At 43.6% G+C, this 24,219-nt stretch carries 14 protein-coding genes; 1 reads left to right on the forward strand and 13 read right to left on the reverse strand.

Annotated elements, in window-relative coordinates:
• Positions 1 to 31: 31 nt before the first annotated feature.
• The 8 genes from GPM24_RS11460 to GPM24_RS11495 form a co-directional block, all read right to left on the reverse strand.
• Complete coding sequence (locus GPM24_RS11460; RefSeq protein WP_158826889.1) at positions 32 to 1,741, reverse strand: RagB/SusD family nutrient uptake outer membrane protein; 1,710 nt, start codon at positions 1,739 to 1,741, stop codon at positions 32 to 34.
• Positions 1,742 to 1,770: 29 nt separating this feature from the next.
• On the reverse strand, positions 1,771 to 4,800 hold the full coding sequence (locus GPM24_RS11465) for a SusC/RagA family TonB-linked outer membrane protein (protein WP_158826890.1): 3,030 nt from the start codon (positions 4,798 to 4,800) through the stop codon (positions 1,771 to 1,773).
• A gap of 156 nt (positions 4,801 to 4,956) precedes the next feature.
• Entirely contained in the window at positions 4,957 to 5,961 is a 1,005-nt protein-coding gene (locus GPM24_RS11470; RefSeq protein ID WP_158826891.1) for a DUF4961 domain-containing protein, read from the reverse strand.
• A 22-nt stretch (positions 5,962 to 5,983) separates the two neighbouring features.
• Positions 5,984 to 6,433 carry a DUF5004 domain-containing protein gene (locus GPM24_RS11475; RefSeq protein WP_158826892.1) on the reverse strand — a complete coding sequence of 150 codons (450 nt, stop codon included), beginning with the start codon at positions 6,431 to 6,433 and terminating at the stop codon, positions 5,984 to 5,986.
• Between the two features lie 15 nt (positions 6,434 to 6,448).
• Entirely contained in the window at positions 6,449 to 8,185 is a 1,737-nt protein-coding gene (locus GPM24_RS11480) for a RagB/SusD family nutrient uptake outer membrane protein (RefSeq protein ID WP_158826893.1), read from the reverse strand.
• A gap of 258 nt (positions 8,186 to 8,443) precedes the next feature.
• The gene (locus GPM24_RS11485) at positions 8,444 to 9,283 is read right to left on the reverse strand and encodes an alpha/beta hydrolase (RefSeq protein WP_233268803.1); all 840 of its coding nucleotides are present in this window, start codon (positions 9,281 to 9,283) and stop codon (positions 8,444 to 8,446) included.
• A gap of 42 nt (positions 9,284 to 9,325) precedes the next feature.
• Positions 9,326 to 11,650, reverse strand: coding sequence for a GH92 family glycosyl hydrolase (locus tag GPM24_RS11490; RefSeq protein WP_158826894.1), 2,325 nt, complete (start codon positions 11,648 to 11,650; stop codon positions 9,326 to 9,328).
• A 180-nt stretch (positions 11,651 to 11,830) separates the two neighbouring features.
• Positions 11,831 to 14,461 carry a glycoside hydrolase family 2 protein gene (locus GPM24_RS11495; protein ID WP_158826895.1) on the reverse strand — a complete coding sequence of 877 codons (2,631 nt, stop codon included), beginning with the start codon at positions 14,459 to 14,461 and terminating at the stop codon, positions 11,831 to 11,833.
• A 348-nt stretch (positions 14,462 to 14,809) separates the two neighbouring features.
• Between GPM24_RS11495 and GPM24_RS11500 the strand changes: the two genes are divergently transcribed.
• Positions 14,810 to 15,949 (forward strand): DUF5005 domain-containing protein, encoded by a 1,140-nt coding sequence (locus GPM24_RS11500; RefSeq protein ID WP_158826896.1) that lies wholly within the window; start codon positions 14,810 to 14,812, stop codon positions 15,947 to 15,949.
• A 160-nt stretch (positions 15,950 to 16,109) separates the two neighbouring features.
• Here the strand turns inward: GPM24_RS11500 and GPM24_RS11505 are convergent, their stop codons facing one another.
• From GPM24_RS11505 to GPM24_RS11525, 5 genes are all read right to left on the reverse strand, one after another.
• Positions 16,110 to 17,507, reverse strand: a complete 1,398-nt coding sequence (locus GPM24_RS11505; protein ID WP_158826897.1) for an SGNH/GDSL hydrolase family protein — start codon at positions 17,505 to 17,507, stop codon at positions 16,110 to 16,112.
• A 32-nt stretch (positions 17,508 to 17,539) separates the two neighbouring features.
• A complete protein-coding gene (locus GPM24_RS11510) occupies positions 17,540 to 20,173 on the reverse strand; it encodes a glycoside hydrolase family 38 C-terminal domain-containing protein (RefSeq protein WP_158826898.1) in 2,634 nt (877 codons plus the stop codon).
• Positions 20,170 to 21,558, reverse strand: a complete 1,389-nt coding sequence (locus GPM24_RS11515; protein ID WP_158826899.1) for an SGNH/GDSL hydrolase family protein — start codon at positions 21,556 to 21,558, stop codon at positions 20,170 to 20,172. The genes GPM24_RS11510 and GPM24_RS11515 overlap by 4 nt, the downstream gene beginning before the upstream one ends.
• A gap of 133 nt (positions 21,559 to 21,691) precedes the next feature.
• Positions 21,692 to 22,957: a sugar MFS transporter gene (locus GPM24_RS11520; RefSeq protein ID WP_158826900.1), complete on the reverse strand. Its 1,266-nt coding sequence runs from the start codon at positions 22,955 to 22,957 to the stop codon at positions 21,692 to 21,694.
• Between the two features lie 127 nt (positions 22,958 to 23,084).
• Entirely contained in the window at positions 23,085 to 24,218 is a 1,134-nt protein-coding gene (locus tag GPM24_RS11525; RefSeq protein ID WP_233268804.1) for a beta-1,2-mannosidase, read from the reverse strand.
• Between the last annotated feature and the right edge of the window lies 1 nt (position 24,219).

Consider the following 24,219-nt stretch of genomic DNA (forward strand, 5'->3'; position numbering starts at 1 on the left):
TTCTTAGTTATAAAGGTTTAACTGTTAAAAATCACCATCCAGGGTTTTGCTTCATGTTGGGGTTTTTCAATACCTCATCATATGGGACGGGATTGAGGTACATTTTGGGCGCCTGAAACTTAGTGGCCAAAACAGTTATATAATTGTAAGTGAGGCTGGATCCTACTTTTGAAATAGATACACCTGTGCGTGGCTGGTTCATTACCGTTTGGGCAATTTTCCAACGTTTGATATCCCAGTAGCGGCTTTCTTCAAAAGCCAGTTCCACACGCCGCTCGTTTTGAATAGCTGTGCGCATCTCTTCCTGGCTCATGCCCGGTTTAAGACCATATAAATTATTGGTACCAGCCTGGATACCAGCCCGCTTCCTGATGCTGGTTAAAACGTCATATACATCGTTGGTGGGGCCAACAGCCTCGTTCTGGGCCTCTGCATATGCCAACAGAATATCGGCATAACGCAAAATTATCCAATCTTCGTTATGGGTGCTATAGTTACTCGTATTTTCAAAATTGCCCATAAACTTGCGCATGTAATAACCCGTGCGGGTTTGCTGCAAGCTGCCATTGGGCTTGCTTTGGCCGCCTTCGTAAGTTTGCAACTGTGTGTTAAGCCATTGCGCGCCATTGTACAAGAGGTTATAAGCAAAGCGCGGATCGCGGTTGTTGTATGGGTTATTTATATCATAGCCTGATGCCGGATCGGTAATAGCCATGCCATTACTCATGGGGAAAGCATTGGCTAAATCTTGCGAAGGACTGGTTTGTCCTCTGCCGCCGGCATTGTTAAAACCTATCGGCCCGTTTACATTTTCGATGGCCGATCCAAAATCTCCTTGCCTGAAAAAGATTATTTCGGGGTTATTCTGTGTTAAAAAGATGTCTTTATAATTGTCAAGCAATTTGTAAGCCTGCAAATTCATCACAGCCTTAGCCGCCGCAGCTGCTTGCGCCCATCGGGTAGCGCTGTAATCGGCATAACCGGTTAGCGGATTTGCAGCATCAATATTACCACCATTAAACAGCGGACTGGCTGCATACAACAACACACGGGCCTTTAAAGCCATGGCTGCACCTTGCGTAGCACGGTGGCTATCAGCATTCGGAAATTGAACCGGATAGGTTAGTAAAGTGTCTTTAATAGCATCACATTCACTAACAATATAACTAATACAATCGGCAAATGAATTGCGTGGCAGGTTTACATTGTCATTAAGCGTAAATACTTTATTGCCCAACAGCGGCACGCCGCCGTAACGCTTAACCAATTCAAAGTAAAACATAGCCCTCAAAAAGCGGGCTTCATTTTTCCATAAATATTTTATGGAGTAGCCGTTATATTTTGATAAAACCGGCACCACATCTATATTGGTAATAAATTCATTAGCGGTGCGTATGCCCTGGTAATAATAACCCCATACATTTTCATCGCCCGGAACGGTGTAGGAGTTATATGCCCCGGTAGATAGCACGGTTACGCTGGCAGTTGCGCTTATAGATGATGACACAGCATCATCAGAAGCAGCATCCAGATAATCATTACCTACACGGTTATGGCCGTTTTTTAGCTTTGCATATACGCCGTATAAAAAGGCTTGTGCATTTACACCGGCCGAATCTTTGGGGTCGAACACATAATTTATCGTGACCTTATCTACCGGAAACTGTTCATATTTTTTGCAACCGCTAATTAATATTACTATACCAACCACGGCAATTATTGCACTTCTATATCTTTTCATGTTATAGGCTTTTAAATCAGGCATTACGGTTATAACTTAATGTTGACACCTGCATTGAAAACTCTTTGGATAGGATACGCTACACCGTACACTTCGGGATCCACACCCTTATAGCCATACAGGGTAAGCAGATTTTCACCGTTAGCAAATAGCCGCACGCCCGAAATTCGCAACCTGCGTACCCACTGAGAAGGCAAATTATAGCCAACCTCGGCATTTTTTAGGCGGAAGTAATTTCCGGAGCGTATGTACAGCGATGACCAGGCAGTATTATTAGGATTACCTAAAGATAAGCGTGGCTGTGTGGCGGTGGTGGCCGTTTCAGGTGTCCAGCGGGCGTTCAATAAATCATATCCCTGCCCGCTATAGGTTAATCCTGAAAAATCGGAAAAGCCGTTGGCCAAGGCGTTGTTAAATAGTATATCGTGATTTTTTACGCCTTGTAAAATCACACTTAGGCTAAAACCTTTGTAATTAAAGCCCAAAGTAGTTCCGTAAAAAATTAATGGTTTAGTATTGCCTATTGGCGTTTGGTCAAATTGATTAATCACGCCATCATTGTTCAAATCTGCATACTTTACATCACCGGCTTGTGGCGTGTAACCTAGTGTGGTAGCACTTGCGGCAGCTTCTTGCGCATTCTGGAAAAATCCAAGGGCTTTGTAGCCAAAAATAACATCCGTACGCTGGCCTGTATAACGTGTCCACGGATAAGGATTGGCCGGCTCATCCTTAAACACTGCTTTAGTACTTTGCACAGATGCGTTGCCGGTAATAAAGTAGTTAAAGTTACCAGCGTTGTTTTGATAAGTTAGCGAAAGCTCGCCGCCTTTGTTCAGATTAACGCCAATATTTTCGTAAGCGTAGTTAGTACCAAGTAAGGCAATGCTGGCGCCACGAATTTGCAGCAGGTTGTAATAACGGTCGCGGTAGTAATCGGCAGTTATTTTAAAGTGGTCTTTAAATAAAGCTATATCAGCGCCTATATCCAGTTTATGCGCTTTTTCCCAGCTTATGTTCGGGTTAGCCAACAAGTCCTCTGCATAAATTTGCACACCGCTTCTGTTTGTACCAGTAGTATACGGGTAGCCAATAGGGCGCGAATAGGTTTGCAAAAAGTTAAAGTAACCATAATTATCTACGTTGGCATTGCCTGTTTGACCGTAGGTTACCCGCCATTTCCAGCTGTTTATCCAGCCAAAATTATCTTTAATAAAACTTTCGCGTGCCATTTGCCAGCCTAAACCACCGGCATAAAACATACCGAACTGATGACCCGGCGGATAGCGGCTATAACCGCTGTTGTTTACAACCGCCTCAATGAAATACTTACCGTCGTAATTATAAGCACCTTTTAATGCACGATTGGTGGTTCCCTGCGATAGATCGTAGTTTAGTACTACCGAACGATAATCATACAAAAACAAGCCGCTTACATTATGCTTGCCGAAACTACGGTCATAATTAACGGTACCTTGCGCATAGGCATAACGGGCGCTTGAAATGGTACCAAAAGTATTAGATTGTGTAAAAGGTGAACCTACTGGCGAGTAGGCATTACCGCCGCCAAACAGGTAGGTATTGTTTTGCAACGAACGGTTAGTAAGCCCTTGTGAAGAAAACGCCAGGTTACCTTTGCCTTTAACCGATAAGCCGGGGGTAACGCCGCTTAAATCGTAATTTAAATCCAGGTTGGCCAGCACATCATTACTATTAACGCGCTGGTAACCCGAATACTGTGTTTGCGATAAAAGGTTGTTGGTATAAACCGTTGTTCCACCAAAGGTATTGTTAGGATTGTAAACAGGATAAGCATTATTAGGCGTAGTAAACAGCGCATTTAATATACCGCCGTAACCTGTACCCGGTTGCGTAAACTGCTGTATACGGCCAAACAATTGTAAATCAACATTTAAGTTTTTGGTTACGTTTACACTCAGGTCAGAGTTAATCATGTAACGGCTTAAATCGTTGTTGGTGTTGTAGGGTGATGATGAAGCCGTTTTAAACATACCGGCTTGGTCCAGGTAATTTAAAGAGATGGTATAACGTGCTACCTGCGTGCCGCCATTTACGTTTAACCGGTAGCTGGTTAAAGGCGAATAATCGCGCAATAGAGTTTTAAACCAGTTTACGTCGGGATGGCGATAAGGATCGGTCTGATCACGGTAAGCACTAAAATCGGCACTGCTGTAAATAGGCTGACGTTTGTCATTTTGCAGTGCTTCATTGTATAGGTATGCATATTGGTAAGCCGGCAGTGGCGTAGGCAAACCAAGTGGCTGTTGCAACGCGGTTTGCGCTGTAAATGATATACGCGGCTTACCCATTTCCGGGCGCTTGGTAGTTACCAGCAATACACCTCTCGAGCTGTTGTTACCCAATAGCATAGTAGATAGTGCATCTTTTAATACCGATATGGATTCAATACTTTCCGGATCAATAGAAGATATTTCGCGCTGTACGTTATCAATTATGGTGATGGGCGTATTACCGCGTAAAAACAAACCAATTTCTGTATTGTCATTAGCCGAATAATTGTTGTGCTGTACCACATTGCCAATCAAGTCGGCCTTGGTTTGGCTGGCGGTGCTCGGCGAGGCAAAACCACTATATTGCTGCGTATACAAGCCGGGCAATTGTCCGGGTAAGGCATAAGAGTACAAAGTAGACGGCGTAGTAGTTAATTGATTTGTGTAAAGGGTGGCAATAGAACCTAATGTATTTTTGGGATCAGCCGTTCCGTACAATACATCAATCCGGTCCGGAGATTTTAAGTAAGTCGGTATCAGCCGTACCCGTAACGTATCCTGCCTGTTTAGCTTTACTTGGCGCACATAAAAGTTTTTAAGTGCAAACACCAATATATCACCTTGTGCAGCATTGATGGCAAATTTGCCGCTGTTATCTGTAGTCACAACATCAGGCTTTGCTTTTACGGTTATTTTAACGCCTTTTAGCGGCACCCCATACTCATCTACCACAACACCCTTGGGGCCATTGGTATAAGGCGCTGTTCTGGCGGTTGTATCCTGCATGGCTGCGTACCCGTTTGTCATCACAAACAACATGAAGACACAAACTGCGGTAATACATTTTTTCAAGTAGCAGTAGGCCATATAATCAGAGATTTTAATTTTATTAAACAATAAGGTCCTTTAGCAAACCCATTCTCAGAACTTGCTTATATTGATTATCAGTTTTATATCAGCTATTTAGCTACACTTAAAGGTGTACACAAACGGGCTTGATGTATTGCCGTACCCTATTTTGGTAGCACCGTTGGCGCTGGTAATAAAGTATTCCATTTTTACAATCGTTTGTGCATCAGTAGCGCCAAAGAAAGACTTTGGCCAAAATGTAATTTGATACCTGTTAGAGCCCGCGGGCAGTTGTACCATTTTGGTTTTATCGGTTTGTTCGCACACAGTTACCGTTTTACCGTCACTGGTATAAGCAGTAGCGCACAGGTAAACGTTTTGTGCGCCCGAAAGCTGTGTAGAGGTTACCGTTCCGTCAAATGTTAGCGTCACAAAATCATTATCCAGCGATTTGGGCGGGTTTACGGTAGTTAGCTGTGGATTACAAAAGTCTACCATATCTCCTGTTCCGCCGGTTAATTCAAAACAGTCCGCCATCAATTTTACACTGTAGTAGGTACCAAACTCGTTACTGGTAAAGCCGTTGCCGGTGTCGGTAATGCAATAACCTAGCTTAACCAACGTATTGTTATTATCTGCACCTACTTTAATTTGAATGTTCAGTTTACCAGTTATTGTTTCGTTACCGCCATGGGTGAATGATTTGTCGGATTGATAAGCTACCCATTCCATGTCGTCAATCAGGTTAGCACCAATGCCAAATGTTTTTTTCATAAGGTCGGGCCAGTTTAATCCACCACCATTTTTTGCCAAAGTAGTGTTTGGAATGAGGGTCATGTTGCCATTCCCGCGAGGGCCGCTATAAGTAATGGTTGTATTTTTGGATGTTTGCCAGCCTTTAGGTACCAGAAAACCAAAAACCAGGTAATCAGGTCCGCCATCTCCTGCCGTGGGAATATTAATATTAACGGTAATAGGCACTGTTGAACCCACTTTAGCCGTCGAAGGCTGCTCAACACTGGCAATTTCTTCACCGCAGCAGGCCAAGATGATGCACAAGATGATGAAAGCACAGACCTTCCATAATTTTTCTCCCTTTATATGTAGAGGTATTCTCATCGTTTCGGGTATTAAGCGTTGCTTATTTAGTTGCTTTTTCTAGTGTGTATATATAAGTATTGTTAGGGCATCCCGGACTGAATGTGAGGCTCAGTTGCCTTACACCATTCACAATCGGGTAATTAAATGCAGTGGGTATGGGCTGCGCCCCGTTGGCGTTGAATACAATTTGAAAAGGATACTGCGGATTATCCAATGAATATGTTCCGTCTTGATTTACCAGAAATGGCAACTTATTAATTAAGGTGTATTTTCCATCGTTAAAGCTTACCTGAAATTTGCTAAAATCGACCAGATTGGTAATATCAGTACCGTTCCGTGTAGCTTTGATTACTTTCCAGCTGCCGCCAATATCTTTGGGCATTTCTTGCGAAGGCACTATTTGTTCGGTTTTACAAGAGCCAAAGCACATCATTGTACAAATGATGGCCAACAGGAAAGCCCGGCCAAGTATCATTTGAATTTTCATCATCTTAGTATTGTATTTTTAATAACCGGGGTTTTGAATAAGTTCGGGTGACTTTGCCACTTCGGCTTGCGGAAAAGGCCACAAGTACATGGCTGTACGGAAATTGCGCTGGCGTACGGCAAACGGTTTGTATGATACAGCAACACCATTTCGGTTTACCTCCATACCCATACTCGCAATGTTATCTGTTTGCTCGGCTATCTTCCAGCGGCGCACATCCCAAAAACGATGTTCTTCAAATGCTAGTTCTATACGGCGTTCGCTTTGAATAACCTTACGCATGGCATCTTGGCTTAAACCAGAAGGCAGTTGGTATGGATTTAAACCAGCACGTTCACGTATCTTTTCTACTGCCTGGTATACTTGTGCCGTAGGCCCTTCATATTCATTGGCCGCTTCTGCATAATTCAGCAGTATTTCGGCATAACGCATTAGCGGCCAGCAGCGTTTAGAAACGTGCGTAATATCACTGGCTACAGCATTGGGATCGAGCATTTTATTGGTGTAATAACCAGTACGCGTTCCTACCCTTACAGCATCCGGCCCTTCACCAACACCATTGTAGTTGCCGGTATAAATATTTACGGGCAAAAACCCTGCCGCCAAGCGGTTTGCCAACGGTGTTTGATCATGAATTACAGAATACTCTAAACGTGGGTCACGCCCGGCATAAGGGTTATTAGGATCGTAGTTAGAGGCCGGATCAGTTATAGGCAAACCATTGCGCATCGGGAATGCATCTACCAAACCTTGTAACGGGAAAGCGCCGTTTTTACCCGTACGTGAAGGCGGATCCCAGAGGCTTTCAAAATCTGAATTTGAACCTCGCATCAGGGCAAAAATGTATTCTGTATTGTACCGCAGGGTAAATAGCTGCTGAAAGCCAATGCCGGGTGTACTGTTATCTATATTTAAACTATAGGCCGACGAGGCGATAACAGCCGCAGCAGCATCTTCGGCCAGTTTCCATCGCTCTTTGTCATAAGCCGGGTATCCTACCAACGCACCCACATCGCCTGATGCTAGGGTCTTTCCATTAAATAAAGGACTCGCAGCATAAAGCAACACCCTTGATTTAAGCGCCATACAGGCACCTCTTGACGCACGCCCGTAACTAAGCCCTACCTGCACTAAAGGCAAATCTTGTCCGGCAGCATCACATTCAGAAACAATATAGTTTACGCATTCGGCATATGTATTACGCTTGGCCGGAATACGGTCGGTATAGTTGTAAATGGTATCGCCTACTATATGGATACCGCCATAGTGTTTTAATAATATAGCATAATACCAAGCCCGCAAAAAGCGCGCTTCGGCTTTGTACTGGTTTTTTACAAATTCGCGGATAGGCGATTTGGGAAGGTTTTTCAACAATTGATTAACCGCGCGAATATTGGAATAGCATACAGAATAAGCGTCATCCGTAACCACGGCTGCGTTAATGGTGCCTGTTTCAAAGGCCAATGCTGTTGTACCGTTTGAGGATGCTACTTCGGCTTCGTCAGACGCAGCATCTAAGCCCCCGTTTGGCGTTTGGAAACCGATAGGCCCATATGTAAACCTGCCGGGGTTGAAACTAAAACCAGTATTACTATAAATGTTTGACAAAAAAGCTACCGTGTTGGCACTATCGGCAAACACCGTTGTTTCTGACAGGTTGGTGGTTTGTGTTTGGGCTAAAAAGCCTTCCTTTTTACACGAAGCTGCAAAAAAAAGACCCATCACACCCAAAAAATAAGCGTAAAGTTTTCTCATATTATATGGTTTATAATAATCATTTACTGTTTTAAAACTGAACGTAAACGCAGTGCAACTTCAGTTAAAGCCCTGTTTGAGTTGCACCTTATATAATTGGTTATTTTCGCCTTATCGGCAACGTTTAAATTTTATGCTAATTTAATCTATAAAACCGGTTTAGCAAATGTTTTATAAGCTTTTATTTATCTTTTTTGATTTTATTTATAAAACACCGCTGTTTTTAAGTTTTTTGTTGGTTTACAAACCCTGTTCCTATCAGTTTGATAAAGGTGCTTGATTAAAATAACGGCTAAAAAATAAAACCTGATACACTATCGAGTTTCCCCAGTATTCCCATGAATGACCACCATTGCGGGCAATAAAATCATGCGGTATATGCTTTTCTACCATTTTTTGGTGCATAACCAGGTTAGATGGATAAAAGTCGTCGCTGTAACCGCAATCGAATATGATAGCTAATGCATTAGGCTGTAAATTTTCTATTATGTAGGTAACACTGTTATCTTTCCAGCGCTGCGGGTTGCTGTCATAGTCACCCAAAACCTGGCTAATGCCGTATTTTTTTGAAAACGGCGCTAAATCCACACAACCACTCATACTACCTGCTGCACCGAAGGTGTTTTGATGCCGTGCAGCGAGGTACAACGCTCCGTGGCCGCCCATGCTTAGTCCGGTTATGGCCCGACCCGACCGGTTTGCAATGGTGGCGTAATGTGCATCTATATAGCTCACCAATTCGGTTGCTACGTAAGTTTCATAGTTCATTTCTTTATTCACCGGGCTATCGAAGTACCAGCCGGCATAATTCCCGTCGGGGCACACGATGATGATGTGATACTCATCTGCCAATTGCGATATAGAGGGCACTTTGCTTATCCAGTCGGCATAGTTTCCGCTGAAGCCATGCAGCAAATACATAGCCGGATACTTACTATGCTTTTTATAACCAGCCGGCGTAATCACAACTGCTTTTATATCTTTATGCATGCTGTTGCTGTGTGTAAGTACAGTATCTACTTTGGCTGCCTGCACCCTAGTACATAGCAGCAATAATAGCATACACATTAGCTTTGCAGGTAGAAGAAATTTAAACATGATATACGTGTTTCTATGTAGTTTCTTTTTGCGTAAGATGAATTAATTTGTGCTTCCCCAGTTCTTATTAGGTTCACTACCCATTACCAGTTCGAGCTTACCGCCATTGGCAATATCTTTAAAGTCCAGGTAACATTTGCTGTAAGGCCTGCCGTTGAGCAGTGCGCTTTGGATATATATATTTGTGGCGCTGTTGTTGCGAGCAACTATAGTAAAGGCTTTCCCTTTAGCATAAGCGCTATCTAGCTGAAACGTAATTTGATTAAATACCGGACTGGTAATTTCCTGCCTGGTGTCACCAGGGCAAACCGGGTGTAAGCCACTTGCTGCCAGAATATACCAGGCCGACATCTGCCCCACATCTTCGTTTCCTACCAAGCCTTCTACTGAATTATGGTAAGCTCGGCGGCATATTTCGCGTGTCCATTTTTGGGTAAGCCAAGGCCGGTTAAGCCGGTTAAATAAGAAAGGCACATGATGCACCGGCTCGTTGGCATGATTGTAATAATCATTCCACATCATATTTTCGGGTGTTTTGGCAAACAGGTTGTCTAAGTCGGCTAATACTTTGTCTTGGCCACCCATCAGTTGTACCATCCCGCTGATATCATGCGGCACAAACCATCCTTGTTGGTAAGGGTTGGTTTCAAAAGTACCATACCATTGCGTAAGCCTTCCCGAATCGGGCCAGGCCACCCATTTACCTGCACTATCGCGAGGGCGAAACCAGCCCTTATCTTTATCGTAAATATTTTGATAGCTTAAACTACGCTTGGCGTATTTTGCAACGTCATCCGGATGGTTTAACCACTTGGCCATTTGCGATACACACCATTCTGTGTAGCCATACTCAAGCGTGTAAGCAATACTTTGAGGCGTATACCCCCGGTTGCCATTACCAAAGCGCTCTACCGACCCTTTTGATAATTGATAAGCTTTGCTAATATCATAGTTGCGGATGCCTTTAGCATACGCATCGGCAATCATGGAAACAGCAGGATTACCGAACATGCAACCGCTATAAGCATTCAGCAATTCCCACCGCTCCAAGTAGTCTTTCTGCTTTTCATCGGCCAAGGTAACCAGCGAATTAATCATGTCGTTTACCAATGATGGATTGATGATAGTTTGTAAGGGCATCTGACTTCTGAACACATCCCAACCACTAAAAATGGTACGTTTTCTAAATTGCGAACTGGTTTTAATGGTACCATCACCGGCTGTGTATCGTCCATCTACATCGTTCACAATTCGCGGATCAATCATGGTATGATACATGGCCGTGTAAAACACCGTTTTTTGCTCGGCAGTGCCGCCTTGCACTTTAACTTTAGCCAGGGCGTTATCCCACAAGGCAACCGCTCGTTGATGAGCGGCATCAAAGTTCCAGTCTTGAATTTCGGCACTTAAATTTTTTCGTGCGCCGGCCATATCTACAAATGAGATACCTACCTTCATCAATACTTGTTCGTTACCGGTGGTGGCAAACGAGGTATAGAAGCCAAGGTGCTTACCTTGCTTTTCTTTTACATTTTTTAATACAGCCGCATGAGCAATTTGGGTTTGATAACGGTCGCTCTCAATATCTTCGCGTTTGCGGCTCCAGTTGTCGGGAATATCGGCGGCCCAAACGCCATAATTCTTAAGCGGTTTGCTGAATTGGGCATAAAAGTATACGGTATAGTCGGCTTTGCCATCGCCGTTACCCCAGCCGCCGCCGTCGGGTGTACATTTCATCCAGCCTGTGATGGTATGATCATTAAGCACCTTTACATATTGCAATGTGGAGGTGCCCCCTACCCTGCGGGCCAAATCAATTTGTATGCGCGATTCTTTATTTTCTGGAAAGGTAAAGCGCAGCATGCCGCTATGCGGTGCGGCGGTCATTTCAGCTTTCGTTTGATATTTGTTCAGAAATACGCCGTAGTAACCAGCCGATGCTCTTTCACTTTTTTTATCATATGCCGACCGGTAACCAGTGGTACTACCATCCAGCTTGCCAGCCGAGGTTTTAAGCGGGCCGGTTGTTGGCATCACCAAAAAGTTACCTAAATCACCAAACCAGCCAATACCGCTCATTTGTGTAAAAGCAAAACCTTCAATACTAGTATGCTCATAGCTATAGCCCGAGCCATTGTCGCCACCAGTAATGGTATTGGGGCTAACCTGCACCATTCCATAAGGTGTAGTGGCACCAGGAAAGGTTTTGCCTAAACCATGATATATTCCTGCCGCCGATGCACTGCTGCTGGCTCCTATTAACGGGTTAACATAAGCAGACAATTGTTGGGCCTGCCCGTACGCTACCATAAACAACATAACCAACATTATAGCAGGCAAACGCAATAAACCGAAACGATGAAACATTTTTTTAAGACTGTGATTTGAATAACCTATTTACAGATAAAATCTGTAAATCTCATCTGAATAATTGGCATCGCAAAGTAATTAATAAAACCGGTTTAGCAAACGAATTGAAATATTTTGTTTATTGATTTTATTGAACAGTAAACAACAGGATAATAGTTGTTAATCAAAACAACTAATCTATTTATTATAAGGCACTAAAGCCAGTTTATAACCGTGACTTAACGCTTTAGGATCAACTTCTACTTGCAAAGTCTTTTTTTCGCCCCGCATTAGTGCAAAATAACTATCATTAAATATGGCTGGTAGTATCTGTTCGCCTTTGCCGTTTAATAGCTGCGCCCTAATACCAAAGGCTGCTGTTTGTTTGGAGCTGTTGGTAATGGTATATGTTAGCACCTTGTTAACACCATTGTTTGTCACTTTAATTACCGGACTGCTCACTTGAAGACTACTGCTTACTGATGGCAACTTGTTTAACTCCTGATAATTGAGATATGTGCCTCCAATCCAGTAAAAGTTTTCGGAAAGTAGTGTACCACTTTTGCTGTAAAGCTTCAGTTTTAAATAATAAACCCCCGCTGGAGGCAGCTTCTTGCCCGCATCATCAAAAATCACGAATGCTTCTTTGATATCCGTTGCGTTTACATTCAACGTTTTCTTCAAATTATATGCAGACATAATTTTGCCATTACTGGCGTATACCTCTGCCTGTGCGGTAACATTATTAATAGCGTAGTTTTTGTTGTTGATAACCTTCACTGAATTGGTAGCCGCATTCCATTGTATATGAATAGGCTCACAGGCGGCTTTTACGCCGAAGTAGGCACCTGTCAAATCGTAATAGTAATCATAGGTTTGCCAAATCATGGTTGGATAGGCCGACTGACTCATCCACATTAGCAACCCAGTCGCATCTTTCCACATATGGTCATTCCAGGCTTCATACATGGCTTTAGTAGTTTCTACATTTAGCAATTGTGCTTTGCGGCAAAAATCCTCGATAGAAGTAGCTGTACCATAGCGCTGGTTAATATCATTGATGTAGCGCACCGGTTCGGCACCGCCCCCCAAAGCCGGATCGGTGCTAAAAAAGTGGCGTGCCCACATGTTGGTTTTACTATTTACAGCGTCTGTGGTTGGCGGCACCCAGTAATCTTTGGGCATAAATTTTTTAAAGCTTTCGATATTTACAAACGTGGCTGCACCCAGTTCACTGCGCATGCCGTAGCTGTTTGCCGAAAATAAGTAGCTGTTATGCGGATCAGTAAAATAGGTTTTAGGATCTACATTACCCCAAATACCACTCCCAGATAGGTTTTTGCTGCCGCCATGAATAGAAAAATTAGGATTAGTTACACCAGCGTTTGAACGGGGCAGGTAAATACGGGTATCCTGCTCATTTTCGGCAATAGCCTCTTTGATGGCGTTACTAAGTCGCCCGTTCGAATTACCTTCGGGCACCCCCTCATTCGCACCGCACCAAATTACAATTGATGGATGATTGCGGAACTTTTTAACCTTTTCGATGGCATTGGCTTTGAACATCTCCAAACTATCTATCCCACCTAAATTATTCAGCCAAAAATCGTCCCAAACCATGATACCGTATTTATCGCAATACTGATAAAAGGCTTCATCGGTAACCTCTCCTGTCCAGTTGCGAATCATGTTAAAGTTCATTTCTTTATGAAACCGAAGTCGGGTATCATAATCTTTACCCCTAACCTTCAACATATAATCAGACATACCCCAGTTACCGCCTTTTACTAGAATAGGAACATCGTTCACGTAAAGCCGCATAGGTCCGTTGAGTATAGTGGTATCAGATGCAATTTTGCGTATACCAAATTGTTTGATTACTACATCGGAGGCTTCAGAACCATTTACGGCAAACTGTATATTGGTGGTATACAATTGCTGCGTACCATCAGCCTTTCCGCCATAGCCGTTGGGCCACCACAATTTTGGGTTTTTGACTTCTAATTGGACGTATTCTTTCGAAGTCAATTTAATAACCCGGCTGCTGTTTGCAGCGATGGTAATGCTTTTACTTACTATGTTTATATTACCTGGATTGATTCTTAACTTAAGAACACCCGTAATTGGTTCTGAACCTGCGTTATTTAGTTTTACATCTACCGTAAGATGCGCGGTATGAAGGTTAGGCAAATTAGTATGTATGTAAGGGTCTTCCATACTTATCGGGCCGGTAGCGCTTAACGTAACTGTATCGGTAATACCGCTGTTTAATCCGGGCACGGCAGGCATCCAGTCCCAGCTACCACTACTAAGATATGTAGGACTTTCCCAATTGGCCAGCGGGTGGTTATGCTCTGGGTCGTGGCGTGGTGGTACAATTAATACCGCAATAGCATTGGGCTTATCAGTTAGCAACTTGTCAGTAACATCATATATACCGCGCTGCATCAATCCTTTTAAAGTTCCCAAATGATAGCCGTTGATGTAAATCTCCGCTCTTTTGTTGATGCCATTAAATTTAAGCCATAACCTTTTGCCATGTGGTAAGCGGGATGGTGTAAATTCGGTTCGGTACCAAAACGGGCGGTTATATTTTGCCTGGTCTACATGATATATATTATCGCCGTAATCTGGATTTTGCTCTTGCCCAACTGCTACATAAGCGTAAAATACAGTTCCGGGCACAATGGCCGACATCCAAGAATTAGTGTTTAGTCCGGGCGATGAAACTTTTGCTGCATCAGTGAACGCTCCCTCCTGTGGTGCTAATTTCCATTTTAATATATAAGATTGGCTTTGTGCATCAGTTTGCTTCAAAGCGCACAACATCGTTATCAGAAAAACAAAAAATTTCCACTTGCAAAACATAAAGGAAGAGATATAATTGATCGTTTACAAGTATGCTAAATCGGTTTAACATATACAAGATGAAAATTTTGATTTTTATTTTAGATTACAAATAATAGTTGTGATATTTACTGTATACCAATTGTGAAGAAACCTTTTTCTCCGCACATCTTATAGAAGATACGTTCTAAGTTAAACTTATTAGCACTATTGCCATTAATTATGGCTTTAAACATGCCATATACAGTACTTTTCAATTGATGTGAAGCTAAACCGCTTTACTTATGGATATATTGTTTCTTATTTATAAACCATATACTAACCTTTTTTATGAAAAAACACCTATTTATTAGTGCAGCAGCTGTTATGCTGCTGATGTTGGGCTGCGAAAAAAGCAAAACCTTAAGCACATCAGATGAAGAAAACCCTGAGCTAAAAAAACAAACTACCGCAGTTGCGGCCTATCAAGACAACACTGTAACCAACTTTTTTAAACGAACAACGGGAGCCAATGCTTTTGATGGCGCTTTTTCTGTACGTATGGCCGATGGTCGAGATGTTTGGCTGAACAACGACTCGTTTTATAATCAACTAAACACCGCTAACAATACCTTACCTTGTATTTTTAACAATCATAACACAACGTTGCTGCAACCTGCCAACCATAGCTGGGCCCCGGCTAACACACCAACCCTCACTTACTTAGGTAGCCCTACACTATTTACGCCGCTTAACAGTAGCCACTGGTATTGGACTACCACCGGCGTAGAAATTAATGGCGCAGCTTACGTATACTGCAATGAAATTGCAGCAGCGTCGGGCGGATTAGGGTTTACTGGCGTAGGCCAAATATTGGGCCGACTGGATTTATCAACCAATGCAGTAAGCTACACTACGTTACCTGCACTTAATGGCATCAACTTCGGCGTAGGCATGATCAAACGCACGGATGGTTATGTTTATGTATATGGATACAAACCACAGGGCTCACCAAGTGTAGCCGTTAATATTTATGTGGCCCGGTTCCCTACCAGTAATCCGGGTTCATGGACGTTTTGGAATGGCTCGTCGTATGTTAGTTCGGCTACTTCGGCATCGGTAATAGGCAGTGCGCCTTCAAGTGGTGTGTTTGTGTCTTGGGTTAATAACAAAGCGGTAATGGTTAGTACCCAATTTAACTTGCAATGCGACCAGGGAACAGCCATTTATGGTTGCACAAGCACCAGCTTAACCGGCCCGTTCTCATCTCAGCAGGTTATTTATAATATTCCCGACCGCAACCAAGGTCACACACCATTCTTTTACACACCTGTAATCCACCCGCAGTTTACCGCCAATAGCGAATTTTTAATGACTTATTGTATCAACACTTACAAACCCTGTGTACCTGAATGTGTAAACGGACAATTTGATCCGGACAGTTACCGCCCAAGAGGTGTAAGAGTACCTTTTACCGTTTTAGGACTTTAATAACGTTACCTTACAATATAAAAAGCGGCTCAAAAGGCCGCTTTTTATATTGTAAGGTATTTTGTCAATTTTTTTTCCCTTTAAATCATACGTCATGTTTATCAAGGCTAGACGATATTATCCGCCGGGATCAAAAATTTCTTTTGCAAAAAACCGAAGCTTACGGCACACGCACTAACTCTACCTGATGCACTTTTGGCTGATTGGCTGCATATATAGCATCAATGAGTGCATCCTGCTCGTGTTGCCAGCCATCGCGTACAGCTTTATACTGGCCTTTGATGTAAGTATCCCGGTTGCCGCGCACGAAGGGGTTTGTTTTAGATTCGTTTTCAACAACATCCATAGCGGCCTTGTTATCGGCATACAGCAATCCTTTAGGCTTTAGCACGTTAAATTGTACAAATGAATAGCCCCTGGTTTTATTTTCAATGGTCCAGCGTTCTTCGTTCAGATGCATCACAGCCAGCGCCTGCTGGTACTCAGGCGTATAAACCTGTTCGGCCAGATTAACGCCTGCTTCCAGCTGCTTTTCAGTCCAAACATTTACTTCCTGTCCATCCATCAGCAACTTATAATTGCCCTGCTTTAAGCCTTTTATTGTAAGCAGCTCTTTATTAAACTCCTGCATAAACGGCACGTAGCGCATGCCCTCCGCCTGGGTTTTGCGCTGGAAAGGGCCGCGAGACACGGTATCCAACGGATAGGGCAAGGCACCGGCCAAGTAATCAAACCGAACACCATTGTTGGTGGTTGCCACTTTACTGATGGTACAGTTTTCGGCTTTGATAACTTTTCCAGAAGCCGCATTCACACTAAAATCGGCCACAGGCTTACCGGATAGACCTTGTGCTTTCAAAAAAAGATAAGCCATTACCATGTGGCCGTCGTTATCAGGATGAATACGGTCATTAGGAGTTAAGCTGAACAGCGAATCTTTGGCCTGCCACTGTTTATTGATGGCCATCATCGGATGATCAAAATCTACGTAAGACCAGCCGTTGGTTTGCGCCATATTCTTTTGAAAATCTATCAACTGCTGAAAAGCAGTTATTTTGCCCGGATAGTAATTTTGCTTGTTACTTTTAGTGGTGGCATCATATGGCGACCCGAGAATAAAAATTTTCTTTATTTCAGGATGCCTTTTCAAGTCTTTATCTAACCTGTTATAACGGGCTTTGGCCGAATCTACAGTCCATACGGCATAATGATCGGCGTCTTTTCCAAACCATTCAAAGTAGCCCGAATCGTTCATACCCCAAGTAAGTGTCATCACCGTAGGCTTTTTAGTAACTACTTCTTTTTCGAAACGATCATGCATCTGTTTTACATTATCGCCACCCACACCAACGTTGTAACAAGTAATGCGCCTCCCTGGGAAGCGGGTCATGTAATACAGCCAAATATACGAGTGGTAGTGGCCGCCATCAGTAATACTATTACCTAAAAAAGCAACCCGCTCGCCGGCACGAAATGCCGGGATGCTTTGTGCATTAACCGTTGCCATAGCAGCCAAGCCACCGGCAAGAGCTAATAGTCGTTTAAATTTTAATTTCATTATGTGTATTGGTTAGTGTTTAATTATCGTGTTTATATTTTGGTTGTACCATTGTACCGGGCCGACGTTAATTTGATAGTGCGGATTCCGAACTGAGGTATATCCAGCGACAATACCATTTGCCCTCCTTTAGATAAGCCAGGTTGCAGGTGCTGCCTCATTCGACCATCAAGTTCCACTATATCTGCCTGTTTTGCTGTTAAATTAAGCTTAATTGTATGTTGTGAGGAACGGCTTTCTGCGTTAAACAGTCTGATAACCAAATCATCGCCATCTCGCAGCATGGCAGTAACCTGTAAACCGGTGCCATCAAACTGCAGTATACTTTTCGTTTCATCATCGGTTGCTGTCTTATCTGTAATCAAACTGGCTATCAGTGGCTGATTCCAGGCTTCAGACCGGCTCCAAATGGCGGCTTTGTCCCACCTGCCCTCGTGTGGGATTAGTGCATACCGCAGATGGCTTGGACCGGTGATGGTGTGATCCTTTCCCCACAATCCCATACCGGCATACTGCACATCCAAGCTTAGCGGAAAGTTTTTGCCATGTGCATAATTAGTGGTATGGTCGGTTAGCAGCGCTAAACCGTAGCTTTCGTTTCCATCTGTAACATCTACCCAGTTGGTTACCACATTATTTTTGATTCTATCCCAGGTACTGAAAAAAGTATTATCGAGCTTGCTCAGTGTCACATCAAAGGGTGCGCTTTTATAAACCTTTTGACTTTTTAAGTTCAGCGGAAAATGCGACAACAGCTTATAGCGGTCATTATAAAATGCTTTATGATAATTTTCGATCTTGTAGGTGCCGGGCGGCGTAGGTTCACCAATTCGCGGGTTGCCTTTCCAGTCGATAGTTAAATCAATATCAATACGGGATTGCCCTTTGGTGAGTGTAATGATTTGGCTGAAGGGGTACTGGCTGATTATACCTTTGATCATCAGTTTGGCTACCAATGGCCCATCTTCAAGCACTTGAACACTTGCCGGGTGTTCGCGACTGGATTTAAAACCTCCCTCTTCGTAAAAGTTACCTCTCAGTTCATTAAAGCCCCTATTGCTTTGCTGATCTACAAACTCTTTGTTGCCCAGTTTTTTGGCTATCAATTGCTGAATTACACCACCTTGTTTAGGATCTAGTGTCATGCTGTACAAATCACTTTCCAAGTGATAACGCCCTTGCGCGTCAACCTTAACCATACCTTGCACTGGTGCAGTAGGCTGCCTTTCCACTCGATAAGTGTTATAGCCCATTGATGGACAAGTAGCCGTAAAAGCAACCATCAGTCTATTTGCGGACGTATCCTGAAGCACCTGTGCGTTTACAGCATGCCCTTGGCTATTCACAACACGCACCCCCTTTTCTATCCATGCTTTAGGTATCGGTAATATTACCACCTCCTGCCTGGTTCGGCCCAAAGTGTTGTATACTCTAATTTGCATTGCTTCATCAGCTGCATTACCTGCTATGCCCGGATAAGTCGACTGCGCAATTATACTATCGCTTGCTGCATTAGTATGGTCAGTCCAATGCCTTACCTTATCAGCCCAAGTATCACCAGGCCGACCATTGTAAGGCACTATCCACGAGTCGTGATGTTGTGCAAGAAGCAGCGTACGCCAGGCACCATCCAACTCTCTTTTGGGCCACGGCATACCGGTATAAATGCTTGCCATAGCTGCCATTTTTTCGGCTTGCAAAATATTGTTTTCAGCTTGCCTAACCTGGCGGGCAATGTTTTGCATCACTTGCGACCCCCAAACCAAACTCACCTGAATATCTTCCTGCGATAGCTGCCAGTTGGGTGCCGCATCTCCGGCAACCACAGTTGCAAAGTAATTGCGCCATGTTGTATAAATATTTTTTTCGGCAAGCTGGCGGCCTCCTTTTAAAAACGGACCACCTTTCCAACCGGCATCCTGATAGGTCATGCCGATGGGATGTTGAATGCCATCTTTTAACGCCGCATTGATGTATGCGGGTGAATTATCCCACGCGATGGTTTGCCAGGTAGATGCCGGAAGCAGCGACTCAATGCTGTATCGTGGGACTGTGGTGATACCTGTCCCGTCTGGTCCAATCCAGTTCACCAGTTCGCCGCCGTGGGCACGGGTGTAGCCCCCAAAGCAGGTATTTGGATTTTTAAGCGAAGCATACTTGAAACCGAATGATTGTAAAATTTGCGGCAGTGCGCTGGTAAAGCAAGGCTCTTCAACAGCATACGTAGTAAACGCAGCCGTTGGAAAATGACTTTTTACTTTTTGAATACCGTAATAAAACTGCCGGATAATGCTTTCACCATCCAGGTTATACAGATAGCTTTGCGCGTACGACGGGTTGGTATATTCAATTCTTCCGTTTACCGACTGATCTGCAAATAAAGATTTAAAATCGTTATAAGCTGCCGAGTCTACCATTTTAGCCCGGTCCCAGGTTTCGGGCTCTAACTCGATATTTATTCGCCAGTAAGGATTCGATTTAAGCTGATCGGCCATGAAACGGGTATTCCAATCGGGATAATGCCCCCATACACCGCCATGGTAACCGTCTATATAGTAAGTTTTTTGCCCAAGTGCCTGCCCGCCGGCTAAACTACCCAATGCCAGACAAAGCAAAACAAGCGGTTTCATTTTAAATCGTGCTGCTACGTTCTTAGTCTTCGTCATGGTATAGGTTCGATAGTAATTTGATGCTCGATTGGTTTATTTATGTCATAAATCTCGTCCGTTAAAACATCTATTTCGCGTTGCCAGGCTATGCGGACAGGTTCAAAGCGAGCGGTTTTAAAAGTGTTAAGGGTGGCTCCTACAAAAAAATCTTTGCGTGCGTACGTGGTTAATGAATCTACCATATCGGCACCATTTCGTCCCATAAGCCCTTTAGGTTTTAAAATGGAATACTGCAGCCAGTAATATTCCCGAAGCCGTCTTTCCAGGCTCCAGCGCTCTTCGTTTAAATGCATTACGGCCAATGCCTGCTGATACTGCGGAGTTGCCGGGATGGTTGCCAGGTTGACACCCTCGTTCAGGTTTTGCCCTGTCCAGGTACCTATCAGCACAGAATCAATTTTTACACGGTATTGTTGCTTTGACGGCAAATTTTTTATGCTAAGCCGTTCTTGATTAAATTCATCAGTGAACGGCACCCATTTTAAACCATCGGCTTGCGAGCGAAGCTGCTTGCCACCACCGCGGGGTTCAGTATCAACCGGGTAAGGCAGCGAAAATGCCTGATAGTTAAAGCTAATTATGCCTTTCTTAGCCTGTATGTTAGATAGCCGGCAGTTTTCCTGCTTAATTGTTTTCTCAGATTTAGCATCAATTCCAATCTCGGCCACCTTAACACCCGAAAGCCCTTGTGCCTTTAAAAAAAGATAGGCCATTACCATATGCCCGTCATTGTAAGGGTGTATCCGGTCTTGTCCTTGAAGCGTAAACAAGGAGTCTTGCTGTTGATGAGCTAGGTTAATGGCTGTCATTGGGCGATTAAAATCTACAAAATCCCATTGATGGCTCGCCGCCGCTTTTTGTTGTAATTCTACAATCCGAAGCATGGCCGCATTCTTACCCGGCAGAACCAAGCCATTAATCTTTGAGGTTTCATCATAAGGCGAACTGCCGATCATCACTTTGCGTACCTGCGGATAACGGTTTAATTCTTGCGTTATCTGGCTAAAACTTTGATTGGCGGTAGTAACGGCCTTCTGGTATGCCGAATCCGCCTTTGAACCTTTCAACAACTGATAACCGGTATCATTCATTCCGAAGGTTAGGGTAACTACGGTCGGCTTGCGGGAAAAAACATCCGTTTGTAAACGCTCTGCTATTTGTCTGGCTACATCACCCCCTATACCGGCATTAAAAACGTCAATGCGCCTGTCGGGAAAGCGGGTCATGTAATACAGCCATATATAAGAATGGTAATGGCCGCCGTCGGTAATGCTGTTACCGGTAAAAACCACACGGTCTCCTTTCTGGAAAGGCTTTACCCCTTGTGCCGAAGCCAGCATCACCAGTTGAAAAAGTAAGATTGATAGATTTAATCTTTTCATTATTAATAAAATATGCGCTTACTAAAGCGCTTTAGCTATGAGAGACTAGGACTCTTTTATTCTTTTTTTAAACAGTTAAAAAATCTTTAATTAATCGTTTACCTTGATGTAGCGCCGTTTGGCACTTATTACTTTATGTTAGCTCTTGTTCAGAAACCAATGGCTTCAATTCGCCTTTATTGTCTTTTTTGAAGCTCAATCCAAAAAGAAGGATCACCACGTAACAAATGATAGGCAGGTAATATGATTTGGCAACATCATTGTTGGCAATTTGCCCCATCAGGATTGGGAATATAGCACCGCCAACAACACCCATTACAATAAATGACGATCCTTGCTCAGTATAAGTTCCTAAATTCTTTAATCCGAGGCTAAATATGGTTGGAAACATGATACTGAAAAAAAAATTGATCATAATCAGGGCGCCGAAAGATACCATGCCCAGCTTTTGTGCAACCAGCGCACACATTAAAATATTACCGAACGCAAATATGGCAAGCAGCCTGCTAGGTGCAATATAACGCATTAAAAAAGTACCGAAAAAGCGCCCTACCATCATCATAAAAATGCTTAAAGAAAAAAAATGCGCTGCCCGTTCATCGGTTAGCTGCATTACCTCATGACCATAGTTTATAAAATAGGCCCAAGTACCACCCTGTGCCGCCGTATTAAAAAACTGTGCAATTACTGCAAACACAAAGTGCCGGTGCTGAAATAGCTTTTTGTCTGCCGTTACCGCACCTACAGTGGCATAACTGTCGGTAACAACCACATGCGGATTGGAGAGCGCAGGCACCCTAATAAATGAAAAAGCTATTCCCACAAACGATATTAACAAACCAATGCCTATATACAGGTTTTTAACAGCCGTTAACTCGCCTGCGCCTTCATGGCCTGTACGCAGTAAAAAATAACTACCCAGTAGCGGTGCTATAACACCGCCCAATCCGTTAAAAGACTGTGCAAAGTTTATCCGCTGGTCGCTGGTACGCTGGTCGCCCAGCGCAGCAATAAAAGGATGGGCAACCGTTTCTAACGTAGCCAAACCACAGGCCAAAACAAACAGTGCAAATCTGAAATAGGTGAATGACTGCTGATTAGCCGCCGGTACAAACAAAAAAGCGCCAACAGCATATAAAAACAAGCCTAATTGTACGCCGCGCTTATAACCAAACCGTTTCATGAACAAACCGGCCGGTATACCCATAACCGCGTAAGCACCAAAAATAGACAGCTGCACCAGCCCCGAACTGGATTTAGATATATGCAATACGCTTTGAAAATGACGATTCAGTACATCGCCAATGGTAATGGCTACACCCCACAAAAAGAATAATGAAGTTACAAATACAAAAACAAGAAGGTACTTACGCTCTATAAGCTTGGCTTTTACCTGCATGGGTTAATTGGTTGGTTAACTGGTTTACGTGGGTAAAATAGTCAGTCTTTTGTATATAAATGCATTTAATATCTAATATTTTACTCAAGCCTTTTTACCAGCTACGAAGCTTTTATCTGTATCATTCCTATTTAGTTTTGGGCTGATAAACAGCAACCGCTACCCTTGAATCGGCACACCCGTAATAAAGATACCACTTGTGATTCAGATAAGCCATACCCTCTACAAACACAGTTCCGGCAGGATACTGCCCGCTTTTTTCAAAGCTGGCTTCGGGTTTTAAAAATGGCTTATCTAACCGGCTAATGGTTTTGAGCGGATCTTTTTTATCAAATAACACTTGCCCAGCGCAATACGCATTAGGTGTATACCGGCTATCGCCGTGTTGCACACTGTTTTTACCATTATATATCAGCACAATACCGGCATCTGTTATAACAGCAGGCGGTCCACATTCTGTAAGACTACTGTCGAAAAATCCTTCACGCGGCGAAATTAATTGCTTTAAATTACCATCTTTTTCAATTACCGGCGTCCAGTTCACCAAATCGGTAGATGTAGCTGCATACACATGCTCTTCGCCCCAATACATCCAGTATTTGCCATTCATTTTGGCTATTACCTGGCGGCCATTAACCAACCGTGTTATGATGGATGCAGATTTGCTGGCGATGTTAAAAAAGCGCCCGTTATAAGCTTGTTGAAAGATAGGCCCATGCTTGCGCCAGTGTACTAAATCGGTAGATGTTGCGGCTCCCAATCGTGGTAGCTTATGGTTCCATTGGGTATACAATACTACGTAGGTACCATCTTCTGTAACGGCAACGCGTGGGTCTTCACAACCGCCGGTCCACTCAAATTCTTTTTGGTCATCACTGGCCGGAAAAAGTACCGGCTGCGGCGACTTTTTAACATGTACGCCGTCACTACTTTCGGCCAGGCCCAGCCGGGATGTTCGCTCACCGATGCCTTTGCCCGACCGATCTTCGGCCCGGTATAAAATATAGATTTTACCGTTGCGCACAGTAGCAGCCGGGTTGAAGGTGTCATTAGCTTCCCACCGCACATGCTGGTTTCGCATCGGGTCTAAGAAAATGGCACTAGAATCGGGACTGATAATGGGGTTAACCTGTGCCGGGCGTATAAATGGCCCCATGGCCCACTCGGGCAGCTTATCTGCCTTGCTTTGTCCTAAAACCTGCCCCATCAGCAGCATAAAGCCAACGGTAAAAATTATACCAGTATATCTACATTTTGCCATA

The sequence above is a fragment of the Mucilaginibacter lacusdianchii genome, from assembly GCF_009770985.1.
Lineage (GTDB): Bacteria > Bacteroidota > Bacteroidia > Sphingobacteriales > Sphingobacteriaceae > Mucilaginibacter > Mucilaginibacter lacusdianchii.

Coding starts and splice junctions, on each gene's coding strand:
- GPM24_RS11460 (WP_158826889.1), bottom strand. CDS start 1,741: ATGAAAAGATATAGAAGTGCAATAATTGCCGTGGTTGGTATAGTAATA.
- GPM24_RS11465 (WP_158826890.1), bottom strand. CDS start 4,800: ATGACAAACGGGTACGCAGCCATGCAGGATACAACCGCCAGAACAGCG.
- GPM24_RS11470 (WP_158826891.1), bottom strand. CDS start 5,961: ATGAGAATACCTCTACATATAAAGGGAGAAAAATTATGGAAGGTCTGT.
- GPM24_RS11475 (WP_158826892.1), bottom strand. CDS start 6,433: ATGATGAAAATTCAAATGATACTTGGCCGGGCTTTCCTGTTGGCCATC.
- GPM24_RS11480 (WP_158826893.1), bottom strand. CDS start 8,185: ATGAGAAAACTTTACGCTTATTTTTTGGGTGTGATGGGTCTTTTTTTT.
- GPM24_RS11485 (WP_233268803.1), bottom strand. CDS start 9,283: ATGTTTAAATTTCTTCTACCTGCAAAGCTAATGTGTATGCTATTATTG.
- GPM24_RS11490 (WP_158826894.1), bottom strand. CDS start 11,650: ATGTTTCATCGTTTCGGTTTATTGCGTTTGCCTGCTATAATGTTGGTT.
- GPM24_RS11495 (WP_158826895.1), bottom strand. CDS start 14,461: ATGTTGTGCGCTTTGAAGCAAACTGATGCACAAAGCCAATCTTATATA.
- GPM24_RS11500 (WP_158826896.1), top strand. CDS start 14,810: ATGAAAAAACACCTATTTATTAGTGCAGCAGCTGTTATGCTGCTGATG.
- GPM24_RS11505 (WP_158826897.1), bottom strand. CDS start 17,507: ATGAAATTAAAATTTAAACGACTATTAGCTCTTGCCGGTGGCTTGGCT.
- GPM24_RS11510 (WP_158826898.1), bottom strand. CDS start 20,173: ATGACGAAGACTAAGAACGTAGCAGCACGATTTAAAATGAAACCGCTT.
- GPM24_RS11515 (WP_158826899.1), bottom strand. CDS start 21,558: ATGAAAAGATTAAATCTATCAATCTTACTTTTTCAACTGGTGATGCTG.
- GPM24_RS11520 (WP_158826900.1), bottom strand. CDS start 22,957: ATGCAGGTAAAAGCCAAGCTTATAGAGCGTAAGTACCTTCTTGTTTTT.
- GPM24_RS11525 (WP_233268804.1), bottom strand. CDS start 24,218: ATGGCAAAATGTAGATATACTGGTATAATTTTTACCGTTGGCTTTATG.